Consider the following 12,297-nt stretch of genomic DNA (forward strand, 5'->3'; position numbering starts at 1 on the left):
AAGCGCGCACAGCAGATCAATACCGGTTAACCCCTGTGGCGCCGCCCTCCGTGCCGATGGCGATACGCGGCGCAGCCCCCGGCACCACCCACCGGAGGATCCGCCGCATGGCATCCTCCGGCACCGACACACAACCGGCCGTCGCCCCCGCCCCGTCGACATGCAGGAAGATCCCGGCTCCCCGCCCCCGCACCGGCCGGTGGTAGTTGAACCCCACGACGAGCGCGTACGCGTACTGCCCGGCGTACGCGCTGAGATGCTCCGCCTCCGCGGCCCGGCAGTCGCCCGGCAGCGGATCCGTCCAGCGGTTGTACGACGACGACGCGTTGTCCTGGCACCACCAGGAACTCTCCTTCACCGCCCGGTAGGAGATCCCCGTGCCGGCCGGCGCCGCCTTGACCCCGAACCCGAACGGAAGGTCGTACAACCCGGTCGGCGTCGTGTCCGTCCCCTGGGTGCGCGCGCTCCCCTCGACCAGCCCCTTCGCCCCGAACCGCGCCGGCGCGGAACCGGCCCGGGTCCAGGTGCCGCCGCGCAGGTCCCACCAGCTGACCGTGCCCGTCGTGGACGAGGTGTCCGGCGCCTGCGCGATGATCAGCTGGGTGCCGCCGCCGGTGTCCGCGAGCCGTGCGGGCAGTGGCACCGGGACCGGCGCGCGCGGCGCGGGCGCGGCCCCGAGCAGGCCGAGCACGGAGAAGGACAGGAGGCTGGCGACGACACCGGGGCGCATGCTCAGACGCTAGACGGGGGCAGCGGCAACGGCAGCCCGGGCAGTCCGTCCAGGCTGCTGGCGATGTGCTCCTTCTTGGTGAAGTAGTCGTTCAGGGAGGCGTCGTCCTCCCGCGCGAAGCGCCGCTCGTGCAGATCGCGCTCCTCCTCGTACGCCATGAAGGGGACGGCGTATCCGCAGGTGTCCCGCACCAGCTCGGCGTGCACCACGATGACCGCGCGCAGCCCGTGCGAGCGCGCGTCGACGCCGGGGAAGCGGGCGAGCAGTCCGGGGAAGCGCGGGTCGTCGCGGAAGACCGGCTCGCCCCGGCCGTGCACCCGCACGATGTTCGGCGGGCCCTGGAAGGCGCACCACATCAGCGTGATCCGTCCGTTCTCGCGCAGATGGGCGATGGTCTCCGCGTTGGATCCGGCGAAGTCCAGGTAGGCCACGGTGAGTTCGTCCAGTACGGCGAACGAGCCCTTGAGGCCCTTGGGGGAGAGGTTGACCCGGCCGTCGCCGGACAGCGGCGCGGTCGCGGTGAAGAAGAGGGGCTGTTCCTCGATGAACGTACGGAGCCTGCCGTCGATGCGCTCGTAGGTCTTTCCCATGTCCGCGGATTATCCCCGGAACTCTTTCGGCTGTCTAAGGATTCTCGGGCCCCGCCCGCATCACCCGGAGGGGTGATTGACGAATCATGCGGTGTACTGCATACTCATGCATATCAGCGAATGCACTGTGAGGAGAAACCCCGTGACCGAGCGCGTCGTACTCGCCTACTCAGGCGGTCTGGACACCTCCGTCGCCATCGGCTGGATCGCCGAGGAGACGGGCGCCGAGGTCATCGCCGTTGCGGTCGACGTCGGCCAGGGCGGCGAGGACCTGGACGTCATCCGCAAGCGCGCCCTCGCGTGCGGTGCGGTCGAGGCCGAGGTCGCCGACGCCAAGGACGAGTTCGCCGACGAGTACTGCCTCCCGGCGATCAAGGCCAACGCCCTGTACATGGACCGCTACCCGCTGGTCTCCGCCCTCTCCCGGCCGACGATCGTCAAGCACCTCGTGGCCGCCGCCCAGAAGCACGGCGCCACCACGGTCGCCCACGGCTGCACCGGCAAGGGCAATGACCAGGTCCGCTTCGAGGCCGGCATCGTCGCCCTCGCCCCCGACCTGAAGTGCATCGCCCCGGTCCGCGACTACGCGATGACCCGGGACAAGGCGATCGCCTTCTGCGAGGCCAAGCAGCTCCCGATCGCCACCACCAAGAAGTCCCCGTACTCCATCGACCAGAACGTCTTCGGACGCGCCGTCGAGACGGGCTTCCTGGAGGACATCTGGAACGCCCCGATCGAGGACATCTACGAGTACACCTCCAACCCCGCCACCCCGCGCGAGGCCGACGAGGTCGTCATCAGCTTCAAGCAGGGCGTCCCGGTCGCGATCGACGGCAGGCCCGTCACCGTCCTCCAGGCCATCCAGCAGCTCAATGAGCGCGCGGGCGGCCAGGGCATCGGCCGGATCGACATGGTCGAGGACCGCCTGGTCGGCATCAAGTCCCGTGAGGTCTACGAAGCTCCCGGCGCGATCGCCCTGATCACCGCCCACCAGGAGCTGGAGAACGTCACGGTCGAGCGCGAGCTGGCCCGCTACAAGCGCCAGGTCGAGCAGCGCTGGGGCGAGCTGGTCTACGACGGCCAGTGGTTCTCCCCGCTCAAGCGCGCCCTGGACGGCTTCATCAACGAGGCCAACCAGCAGGTCAACGGCGACATCCGGATGACCCTGCACGGCGGCCGCGCGGTCGTCACCGGCCGGCGCTCCGAGTCGTCCCTGTACGACTTCAACCTCGCCACCTACGACACCGGCGACAGCTTCGACCAGGCCGCTGCCAAGGGCTTCATCGACATCTACAGCCTGTCGTCGAAGATCGCCGCCAAGCGGGATCTCGCGTAACCCCTACGGGTTCACCTCGCACGCATCACACTGACGGCCGCCTCCCCACCTGCAAGGGTGGGGAGGCGGTGGCACAGAGACAACATTCCGAGGAGCAACGCAGTGAGCAGCAACAGCGGTGACGTACGGCTCTGGGGCGGCCGTTTCGCCGACGGTCCCGCCGAGGCCCTGGCGAAGCTGTCCGCGTCCGTCCACTTCGACTGGCGGCTCGCGCCCTACGACATCGCCGGCTCGCGCGCCCACGCCCGCGTGCTGCACAAGGCCGGACTCCTCACCGAGGGCGAGCTGACCCGCATGATCGCCGGCCTCGACCGGCTGGAGGCGGACGTCGCCGACGGCTCCTTCACCGGCACCATCGCCGACGAGGACGTGCACACCGCCCTGGAGCGCGGTCTGCTGGAGCGCCTCGGCCCGGACCTCGGCGGCAAACTCCGCGCCGGCCGGTCCCGCAACGACCAGGTGGCCACCCTCTTCCGGATGTACCTCAGGGACCACGCCCGGATCATCGGCGGCCTGATCGCCGACCTCCAGGACGCCCTGGTCGGCCTGGCCGAGGCCCACCCGGATGTGGCGATGCCCGGCCGCACCCATCTCCAGCACGCCCAGCCGGTGCTCTTCGCCCACCATGTGCTCGCCCATGTCCAGTCCCTGTCCCGGGACGCGGAGCGGCTGCGCCAGTGGGACGAGCGCACCGCGGTGTCGCCGTACGGCTCCGGCGCCCTCGCCGGTTCCTCGCTCGGCCTTGACCCGGAGGCGGTGGCCGCGGACCTCGGGTTCGAGCACGGCAGCGCGGCCAACTCCATCGACGGCACGGCCTCCCGGGACTTCGTCGCGGAGTTCGCCTTCATCACCGCGATGATCGGCGTGAACCTCTCCCGGATCGCCGAGGAGATCATCATCTGGAACACGAAGGAGTTCTCCTTCGTCACCCTCCATGACGCGTTCTCCACCGGCTCCTCGATCATGCCGCAGAAGAAGAACCCGGACATCGCGGAGCTGGCCCGGGGCAAGTCCGGCCGTCTGATCGGCAATCTGACCGGTCTGCTGGCCACGCTCAAGGCGCTGCCCCTCGCCTACAACCGCGATCTCCAGGAGGACAAGGAGCCGGTGTTCGACTCCTGCGACCAGCTGGAGATCCTGCTGCCCGCCTTCACCGGCATGATGGCCACCCTCACCGTGCACCGCGAGCGCATGGAGGAGCTGGCCCCGGCCGGCTTCTCCCTCGCCACCGACATCGCCGAGTGGCTGGTCCGCCAGGGCGTCCCCTTCCGGGTGGCGCACGAGGTCGCGGGGGAGTGCGTCAAGGCCGCCGAGGCCGAGGGCAAGGAGCTGGACGAGCTGACGGACGAGCAGTTCGCCAAGATCTCCGTCCACCTCACCCCCGAGGTCCGCACCGTCCTGAACGTCCCCGGCGCCCTGGCCTCCCGCAACGGCCGCGGCGGCACCGCCCCGAGCGCGGTGGCGGTCCAACTGGCCGAGGTGAAGAAGGACGTGGCTCGGCAGCACGAATGGGCGACGGCCAAGAAGTAGCCGTACGGCAGGCGCCCGAAGGGGCGCGGGGCTGTGCCGATAAGCGGCTGCCGCCGCGTGGGCGCGAGCAACCCGGACACACTCGCGCACCCACCGCACGAGCCACGCCCCTGGACGAAGCCCCTCGCGGGTTACGTTGGTCGTGAACCGGAACCGAACCGGAACCGACCGAACCGGAGCCCGCGATGCCCTTCGCCCGCCTCGCCCACGCGACCACCCCGACCTGCCACATCGGACTCGGTCTCGCCGCCGTCGGTCGCCCCGGCTACATCAACCTCGGCCGGGACGACGACCTCGGCGCGGACCGCAGCGTCGACGCCCTGCGCGCCCGTAGCCATGAACTCCTCGACGCCGCCTACGCGCAGGGCGTCCGCTACTTCGACGTGGCCCGCTCCTACGGCCGTTCGGAAGAGTTCCTCGCCCAGTGGCTGGCGGCCAACCCGGGCATCGACGACGTGGTCATCGGCAGCAAGTGGGGCTACACCTACACCGCCGACTGGTCCACCGACGCCGAGCGGCACGAGGTCAAGGACCACACCCTGGCGACGTACGAGCGGCAGCGCGCCGAGTCCGACGCCCTGCTCGGCGACCGGCTCGACCTCTACCAGATCCACTCGCTCACCCCGGACAGCCCCGCCCTCACCGACAAGGAACTCCACGCGCGGCTCGCGGAGGCCGCCGCCGGGGGACTGACCATCGGCTTCTCCACCAGCGGGCCCCGGCAGGCGGACACCGTCCGCGCCGCCCTCGCGGTGACGGTCGACGGCGAGCCCCTCTTCCGTACCGTCCAGTCGACGTTCAACATCCTGGAGCACTCGGCCGAGTCCGCACTCGCCGAGGCCCATGACGCCGGGCTGACCGTGATCGTCAAGGAGGGCATGGCCAACGGCCGGCTCGCCGACCCGAACGCCCCCGAGGCACTGAAGTCGATCGCCGCCGAGGAGGGGCTCGGCCCCGACGCCGTCGCCCTCGCCTGGATCCTGCGCCGGCCCTGGGTGGGCGTCGTCCTCTCCGGCGCCGCGACCCTCACCCAGCTCTCCTCCAACCTGCACGCGCCTGCCGTCGACCTGGACGCTGACCGGATGACCCGCCTCGCCACGCTCACGGAGGAGCCGCGCGTGTACTGGGAGCGGCGCGGACAGCTGCCCTGGCACTGATCGAAGAGCCTCGCTGATCAAGGTCACCCGCTGATCCACGACTCCCGCTGGCCCCTCGCTGACCAGCGGCGATGAGTCACGCGCGCCCGTGGTGAGACATTCATGTCTCACATGGGTTACTCTTGTCTCATGGCCCTGGACCGTGACCATGTACTGCGCAGCGCCGCCGCCCTGCTGACCCGCAAATCCACCGCGACCATGGACGAGGTCGCCAAGGCCGCCGGGATCAGCCGGGCGACGCTGCACCGGCACTTCGCCGGCCGCGACGCGCTGGTACGGGCGCTGGAGGCGCTCGGCATCGCCGAGTGCGAGGCGGCGCTGGACCGGGCCCACCCCGAGGAGGGCACCGCGACCGACGGCGTACGCCGGCTGGTCCGCGAGATGCAGCCGGCCGCGGGACTGCTCGCCTTCCTGTACGGCGAGAGCCAGCTGTGGGAGGGCGAGCGGCAGAACGACGGCTGGCAGCGGCTCGACAGCCGGATCGGCGCCCTGTTCCAGCGCGGACAGCAGGACGGCGAGTTCCGTATCGACCTGACGCCCGTCTGGCTCACCGAGGCCCTGTACGGCCTGACCGCCTCCTGCGCCTGGGCCACCATGGACGGCCGGGTGGCCGCCCGCGACTTCCCGACCATGGTCGCCGAACTCCTGCTCGGCGGCGCTCTACGGAGAGAGGAATCATGACCAGCACAGTGCAGCCGGCCAAGGCGGCGCAGCCCACGGCGCGTCCGGGCCGCTGGCTCGCGCTCTGCGTCCTCGTCCTGGCCGTGCTGCTGGTGGCCGTCGACGCCACCGTGCTCGGCCTGGCGACCCCCTACATCAGCGAGGACCTGCATCCCTCCGGCACCCAGCTGCTGTGGATCGGTGACGTCTACTCCTTCGTCATCGCCGGCCTGCTGGTCTCCATGGGCAGCCTCGGCGACCGCATCGGCCGCAAGCGGATCCTGCTCTGCGGCGCCACCGCGTTCGGCGCGATATCCGTGCTCAACGCCTATGCCACGACACCGGAGTTGATGATCCTGGCGCGGGCGCTGCTCGGTGTCGCGGGCGCGACCCTGATGCCGGCCACCCTCGCCCTGATCCGCAATCTCTTCCACGACCCGCGCGAGCGCAGCCTCGCCGTCGGCATCTGGGGCGCGACCGCCTCGGCCGGTACGGCGGTCGGTCCCATCGTCGGCGGCTTCCTGCTGGGGCACTTCTGGTGGGGCTCGGTCTTCCTGATCAACCTGCCGGTGATGGCGGTCCTCGTGCTGGTCGGCATCCGCACCCTGCCCGAGTCCCGCAACCCCGACCCGGGCCCCTGGGACCTGGCCAGTGTGCTGCTGTCGCTCATGGGCATGATCGGTGTGGTCTACGCCGTCAAGGAGGCGGCCACCCACGGCTTCTCCTGGCCCACGCTCGCCGCGGGCCTGCTGGGCGCGGGCGCGCTGTACGGCTTCGTACGCCGCCAGCTGACCATGCCGGCCCCGCTGCTGGACATGCGGCTGTTCCGGCACCGCGGCTTCAGCGGCGCGGTCCTCGCCGACCTGCTGACCGTGCTCGGCATGTCCGGCCTGGTCTTCTTCCTCTCCCAGTACCTCCAACTCGTCCAGGGCAGGCGCCCGTTCGAGGCGGGTCTGGCCGAACTGCCCGCCGCCGTGGGCGCGGTGGTGGCCGGACTGGCCGCGGGCAGCGCCGCCCGGCGCTTCTCGGTCCGCTCGGTGGTCTCGGCCGGCCTCGCCGCGGTCGGCCTGTCCCTGGCCGCGCTGACCTGCCTCGGCCAGAGCACGGGCTATCCGGTGCTCGGCGCCGCCCTGCTGGTGGTGGGCGTCGGCGCGGGCCTGTCCTTCACGGTCACCGCCGACGTCATCCTCTCCAGCGTCCCCAAGGAGCAGGCGGGTGCCGCCTCCGCGGTCTCCGAGACGGCCTACGAACTGGGCGCCGCCCTGGGCATCGCCCTCCTCGGCTCCATCGTGACCGCCGTCTACAGCGGCTTCCACGGCCCGGCCGGCACCCCGCCGGGCGCCCATGACTCACTGGGCGCCGCCGTCCAGGCATCGGCCCACCTGCCCCCGCAGACCGCCGAGTCCCTCCTGGACGCGGCCCGCGACGCCTTCGTCCACGGGCTCCACCTGGCCTCCGGGGCGGGCGCGGCGGTCCTGCTGGGCACGGCGGCCGCGGCGTGGTTCCTGCTGAAGGGGCAGCGGCTGGAGAACGCCGGGTGAGCGTGCCGCACCCGGCGGCCCCTCACCGCTTGTAGCCGAGCACCGTCATCATCCCGCTCTCCGAGTGGTACTGGTTGTGGCAGTGCACCATCCACAGCCCGGGGTTGTCCGCGTCGAACTCCACCACCAGCTTGCGGTGCGGCAGCACCAGGGCCGTGTCCTTGCGCGCGCCCACCGCGTCCAGGCCCGTCATCGCGAAGGTGTGCCCGTGCAGATGCATGGGGTGCCACATGTCCGTCGCGTTGATGAGGGTCAGCCGCACCCGCTCGCCGGCGTGGATCTCGTGCCGCTGGCGGACGTCGTACGGCTTGTGGTCGAAGCCCCAGTCGAACTTCTGCATACTGCCGGTGATCTTGATGCGCAGCTGGCGGTCGGGGTGCCGCTCGGGCAGCGCCACCGAGTCGGCCGGCCTCAGCCGCCGCGCGGGCACGCACTCGCCGTCCAGTTCATCGGGGCGGACATCCGGCGCCGGAAGGTTCTTCCCCTTGTCGGTGCGCAGGACGGCGAGCGCGTTGCCCTTCTTGCCCTCGGCCAGCGCGACCAGCGGGAAGCAGCCGTCCTTGGCGGTCACCAGCACGTCGTACCGTTCGGACATCCCGATGAGCAGCGCGTCGGTCTCCTTGTGCCGCACCGGGTAGCCGTCGGTGTGGGTGACCGTCATGGCGTGGCCGCCGAGCGAGACCCGGAAGGCCGTCTCAGAGCCCGCGTTTACGAAGCGCACCCGGATGCGGTCGCCGGGACGGCAGCGGAACTCCTGGGGGTGGTGCGGCAGGCGCCCGTTGGCGAGGTAGTACGGGTAGTCGACGCTGCCGCCGTCGCCGTCCAGCATGCGGCTGTGGGAGTCGTGCAGCACCCGGTCGGGGCCGCCCCCGGCCTTCGCGGACGGCGCCCGCTTCGCCCTGGCCGATCCGCTCGGGCTCGGGGCGGGGCTTCCGCTCGCGTGCGGGTGCTCCGGACCCATGCCCATGCCGGCCATCCCGGAGCCGCCCGGCTTGAGTTGTTCGAGCACGCTGTCGGGGGTGGAGCCGTCCACGCCGTCGAGCCAGTCGTCCAGGACGACGACCCACTCCTTGTCGTAGGCGAGCGTCTCCTTGGGATCGTCCACGACCAGCGGCGCGTACAGCGCGCGGTCCGGCTGCATCCCGACGTGGGAGTGGAGCAGATACGTGCCGGGGTGCTTCACGGTGAACCGGTAGCGGAAGTCCGTGCCGGCCGGGATCGGCCGCTGCGTCAGATCAGGGACGCCGTCCATGTCGCAGCGCAGCCGCACCCCGTGGGAGTGCAGGGTGGTGGTGGTCGGCAGCCGGTTGGCGAGCGTCAGATCGAGGACATCGCCCGCGGTCACCCGGACCAGCGGCCCCGGCACCGTGTCGTTGTACGCCCAGGTGCGCACCGAGCGCCCGCCCAGGTCGAGCTTGGTCTCCGCGGCGGTGAACCGGTACGTGCGCACGCGCCCCGCCCCGCGTTTGCGCTCGGCGGCGAGCACCTCCGGGTCCGAGGGGTTGACGTACCCCTTGGGCCCCGCCGGTACGAAGTTCCCCTCGATGCCCGCCCCGAGGGGACCGGTGTCCGGGTGGTGCGGACCGGAGCGGGCCTCGGGCCCCGAACCGGAGCCGCAGGACGCCAGGAAACCCGCGCCGACGGCTGCGATCGGGACACGGAGGAGGGTTCGCCGCGAAGGTGTATCCATGTCTGAATAAGACATGTTCTGTGGATCATGCGCTCGGGGGCGTAGGCCGAATGACCCTGCCTCAGGGCAGATTCACACCGGCAGACGGACGAACGCGGGCCGCCCCGGTACAACCGGAACGGCCCGCGACCATCTGCTGCGCCGGACTCAGGCGGCCTTCGCCTTGGTGGCGTACATGTCGACGTACTCCTGCCCGGACAGCCGCATGACCTCGGCCATCACGGAGTCGGTGACGGCGCGCAGCACATAGCGGTCGCGGTCCATGCCCTCGTAGCGGGAGAACTCCATCGCCGGGCCGAACCGGACGGTGACCTTGCCGGGTCGCGGCATGCCGTTGCCGCCGGGCTGGAGCTTGTCGGTGCCGATCATGGCGAACGGCACCACCGGCGCGCCGGTCATCAGGGTCAGCCGGGCGATGCCCGTACGCCCCCGGTACAGGCGGCCGTCGGGGGAGCGGGTGCCCTCCGGGTAGATCCCGAAGACCTTGCCCTCCTCCAGGACCCGGCGCCCCGTCATCAGCGCCGCCACTCCGCCGTTCGCGCCGTCCCGGTCCACCGGGATCATGCCGACCCCGGTGAAGAACCACGCCATCAGCCGGCCCTTGAAGCCCTTGCCGGTGACGTACTCGTCCTTGCCGATGAAGAGCACCTGACGCTTCGTGACGACCGGGAGCACGATCGAGTCGATGAAGGTGAGGTGATTTCCGGCCAGAATCACCGGCCCGTCCCCCGGGATGTTCTCCATGCCCTCCACCTGTGGGCGGAACATCAGGCGCATGATCGGTCCGAGCACTGCCTTGATGAGGCGGAAGCGGGACAACGGGTCCTCCGATGTCAGGGGGCGGTATGAATCTGTGCGAAGTGGGTCTGTGCAGGTGAGGACATTACTCGCGGCTTCGCCGCGAACGCACATCGGGGACGAGCGGTTCACCGAGGTCTTACGAAGTGTTGACATGGGTTTACCTGCGGTGACGTGCCACGGACGGCGTGTAACGCCCTTGTGCCGATGTGACGGACATCGCTCGTCTCGTCCCTGTACCCGACACCCCGTCACCTGCCCGCACACACGGGCCATACGCCGGCACCCGCGAGTTCGACGCGAAGCCGCCCTTCTGTCATATGCGCGCCCCTACGATCTCCCGGACTGATGAGCGTCGGACTGATGAGCGAAGAAGACAGAAGACGGCAGGAGGCCGCCATGGGAACCGAACGTACGAACGAGACGCAGCCACAGACGCAGGTCACGGGACGGCGGGCGCTCCTCGGCGCCGCGATGCTGGGCGCGAGCGGCGCGGTCCTCGGACTGTCCGGCACCGCCCGGGCCGCCGAGGCCCCGGCGGCCAAGCGCACCGCGCGCGGCCTCAAGGGCCTGCCGGTGCCGACCATCGTCGGCCACCGCGGCGCCAGTGGCTACCGCCCCGAGCACACCTTCGGCTCCTACGAACTGGCCCTCGACCTCGGCGCCGACATCGTCGAGGCCGGCGACCTGTGCCCCACCAAGGACGGCCATCTGGTCTGCCGGCACGAACCGGAGATCGGTGGCACCACCGATGTCGCGGACCACCCCGAGTTCGCCGGCCGCAAGACCACCAAGGTGCTCGACGGCGTCCCCACCACCGGCTGGTTCACCGAGGACTTCACCCTCGCCGAGCTGAAGACGCTGCGCGCGATCGAGCGCATCCCGGACAACCGGCCGCACAACAAGCTCTACAACGGCCGCTGGGAGATCCCCACCTTCGAGGAAGTCCTGAAGTGGCAGGACGAGCAGACCCGCAAGCGCGGCAAGCAGGTCTGGATCTACCCCGAGACCAAGCACCCCACCTACTTCCGCGAGTTGGGCCTCGCCCTGGAGGAGCGGGTGGCCAAGCTGCTGCGCAAGCACGGCAAGGACACCCGCAACTCCCCGGTGATCCTCCAGTCGTTCGAGCCCACCAGCATCCAGCGGCTGAACCAGCTGGTCGACAACCCGCTCGTGGTGCTGCTGTCCACGGCCGACAGCCGCCCCTTCGACTTCGTGGCGGCGGGCGATCCGCGCACGGTCGCCGATCTGATCACCCCCAAGGGCCTGCGGGAGATCGCCGGTTACGCCCAGGGAATCGGCCCCACCCTGGACCTCGTCATCCCCAAGAAGGCGGACGGCTCCCTCGCCGAGCCCTCCACCCTGGTCTCCGACGCGCACCGGGTCGGCCTGATCCTGCACCCCTACACCATGCGCAACGAGAACCCCTTCCTGCCCACCGAGTTCCGCAAGGGCGGCGCGGCCGACGGCTACGGCGATCCGTTCGGCGCCTTCAAGGCGTACTTCGCGACCGGCATCGACGGCGTCTTCACCGACAACGCCGACACCGGCGTCCTGGCCCGCGCCGACTTCCTGGGCTGACCCGCGTACCTGACGCCGTGTCGCCGCCCCCGCGATCTCCCGGAAGGCCCAGGTCCGCCGGGAGATCGCGGGGAGTTGGCTATGTCACAGGGCGTCCCCGCGCGACGAAGGTTGCTTCCCGTCGAGCGCGGGGATAGGAGTGTGGGGGGACAGCAGATGATCAGGTGAGCGGGAGGCATGCGCACATGGGCATGAGCGTGACCATCTCGGTGGCGACCGAACAGGACGCGGAGGAGATCTTCCGCCTCCAGTACCTGTGCTTCCAGAGCGAGGCGCAGCTGTACGGCAATTACCGCATCGACCCGCTCGTCGAGACCCTCGACGCCGTCCGCCGCGAGATCGGCGTCGACTGCGTCTTCGTCGCCCGGCTCGGCGACGAGGTGATCGGCGCCGTCCGCGGCAGGATCACCGAGGACGGCTCGGCCGCGATCGCCCGCCTCTGCGTCCACCCCCGCCTCCAGGGCCATGGCATCGGCGCCCGGCTGCTGCGCGCCGCCGAGGCCGACCTGGCGGGGGCGCGCGGCGCCACCCTCTTCCGCCTCCAGACCGGCCACCGCAGCGAGGGCAACCTGCGCCTCTACCGCCGCGTCGGCTACGAGCCGGTGGGCAGGGCGAAGGGAACGGACGGGGTGGACCTGATCGTGCTGGAGAAGCCGGCGGCCACTTATGTGGCTACGGCGTGAG

The 12,297-nt window shown here is 70.7% G+C and carries 11 protein-coding genes; 7 read left to right on the forward strand and 4 right to left on the reverse strand.

Going from position 1 to position 12,297, the window contains the following annotated elements:
• Window positions 1-16: 16 nt before the first annotated feature.
• Complete coding sequence (locus HEP81_RS30890) at window positions 17-730, reverse strand: L,D-transpeptidase family protein (protein ID WP_037651152.1); 714 nt, start codon at window positions 728-730, stop codon at window positions 17-19.
• A 2-nt stretch (window positions 731-732) separates the two neighbouring features.
• Window positions 733-1,320: a pyridoxamine 5'-phosphate oxidase family protein gene (locus HEP81_RS30895; RefSeq protein WP_037651150.1), complete on the reverse strand. Its 588-nt coding sequence runs from the start codon at window positions 1,318-1,320 to the stop codon at window positions 733-735.
• 142 nt (window positions 1,321-1,462) lie between these two features.
• On the opposite strand from HEP81_RS30895, the gene HEP81_RS30900 reads away from it, so the two are divergent.
• From HEP81_RS30900 to HEP81_RS30920, 5 genes are all read left to right on the forward strand, one after another.
• A complete protein-coding gene (locus HEP81_RS30900; protein ID WP_037651145.1) occupies window positions 1,463-2,656 on the forward strand; it encodes an argininosuccinate synthase in 1,194 nt (397 codons plus the stop codon).
• Window positions 2,657-2,758: 102 nt separating this feature from the next.
• On the forward strand, window positions 2,759-4,186 hold the full coding sequence (gene argH, locus HEP81_RS30905) for an argininosuccinate lyase (protein WP_037651143.1): 1,428 nt from the start codon (window positions 2,759-2,761) through the stop codon (window positions 4,184-4,186).
• 185 nt (window positions 4,187-4,371) lie between these two features.
• Complete coding sequence (locus HEP81_RS30910; RefSeq protein ID WP_037651141.1) at window positions 4,372-5,343, forward strand: aldo/keto reductase; 972 nt, start codon at window positions 4,372-4,374, stop codon at window positions 5,341-5,343.
• Window positions 5,344-5,472: 129 nt separating this feature from the next.
• On the forward strand, window positions 5,473-6,024 hold the full coding sequence (locus HEP81_RS30915) for a TetR/AcrR family transcriptional regulator (RefSeq protein ID WP_037651139.1): 552 nt from the start codon (window positions 5,473-5,475) through the stop codon (window positions 6,022-6,024).
• Window positions 6,021-7,544 (forward strand): MFS transporter, encoded by a 1,524-nt coding sequence (locus tag HEP81_RS30920; protein ID WP_037651137.1) that lies wholly within the window; start codon window positions 6,021-6,023, stop codon window positions 7,542-7,544. Before HEP81_RS30915 ends, HEP81_RS30920 begins: the two co-directional genes overlap by 4 nt.
• A 22-nt stretch (window positions 7,545-7,566) precedes the next feature.
• Here the strand turns inward: HEP81_RS30920 and HEP81_RS30925 are convergent, their stop codons facing one another.
• Together HEP81_RS30925 and HEP81_RS30930 are read right to left on the reverse strand one after the other, a co-directional pair.
• Entirely contained in the window at window positions 7,567-9,234 is a 1,668-nt protein-coding gene (locus HEP81_RS30925; RefSeq protein WP_037651132.1) for a multicopper oxidase family protein, read from the reverse strand.
• A gap of 147 nt (window positions 9,235-9,381) precedes the next feature.
• Entirely contained in the window at window positions 9,382-10,146 is a 765-nt protein-coding gene (locus HEP81_RS30930) for a lysophospholipid acyltransferase family protein (RefSeq protein WP_078967125.1), read from the reverse strand.
• Window positions 10,147-10,431: 285 nt separating this feature from the next.
• Between HEP81_RS30930 and HEP81_RS30935 the strand changes: the two genes are divergently transcribed.
• Entirely contained in the window at window positions 10,432-11,613 is a 1,182-nt protein-coding gene (locus HEP81_RS30935; protein WP_037651129.1) for a glycerophosphodiester phosphodiesterase, read from the forward strand.
• A 185-nt stretch (window positions 11,614-11,798) separates the two neighbouring features.
• On the forward strand, window positions 11,799-12,296 hold the full coding sequence (locus tag HEP81_RS30940) for a GNAT family N-acetyltransferase (protein ID WP_037651126.1): 498 nt from the start codon (window positions 11,799-11,801) through the stop codon (window positions 12,294-12,296).
• Window position 12,297: the final 1 nt, after the last annotated feature.

The organism is Streptomyces griseofuscus (assembly GCF_014673495.1).
Lineage (GTDB): Bacteria > Actinomycetota > Actinomycetes > Streptomycetales > Streptomycetaceae > Streptomyces > Streptomyces murinus.

Excerpts from the sequence above, each read along its gene's own strand:
- HEP81_RS30890 (WP_037651152.1), bottom strand. The coding sequence starts at position 730 with ATGCGCCCCGGTGTCGTCGCCAGCCTCCTGTCCTTCTCCGTGCTCGGC.
- HEP81_RS30895 (WP_037651150.1), bottom strand. The coding sequence starts at position 1,320 with ATGGGAAAGACCTACGAGCGCATCGACGGCAGGCTCCGTACGTTCATC.
- HEP81_RS30910 (WP_037651141.1), top strand. The coding sequence starts at position 4,372 with ATGCCCTTCGCCCGCCTCGCCCACGCGACCACCCCGACCTGCCACATC.
- HEP81_RS30915 (WP_037651139.1), top strand. The coding sequence starts at position 5,473 with ATGGCCCTGGACCGTGACCATGTACTGCGCAGCGCCGCCGCCCTGCTG.
- HEP81_RS30920 (WP_037651137.1), top strand. The coding sequence starts at position 6,021 with ATGACCAGCACAGTGCAGCCGGCCAAGGCGGCGCAGCCCACGGCGCGT.
- HEP81_RS30925 (WP_037651132.1), bottom strand. The coding sequence starts at position 9,234 with ATGGATACACCTTCGCGGCGAACCCTCCTCCGTGTCCCGATCGCAGCC.
- HEP81_RS30930 (WP_078967125.1), bottom strand. The coding sequence starts at position 10,146 with ATGTGCGTTCGCGGCGAAGCCGCGAGTAATGTCCTCACCTGCACAGAC.
- HEP81_RS30935 (WP_037651129.1), top strand. The coding sequence starts at position 10,432 with ATGGGAACCGAACGTACGAACGAGACGCAGCCACAGACGCAGGTCACG.
- HEP81_RS30940 (WP_037651126.1), top strand. The coding sequence starts at position 11,799 with ATGGGCATGAGCGTGACCATCTCGGTGGCGACCGAACAGGACGCGGAG.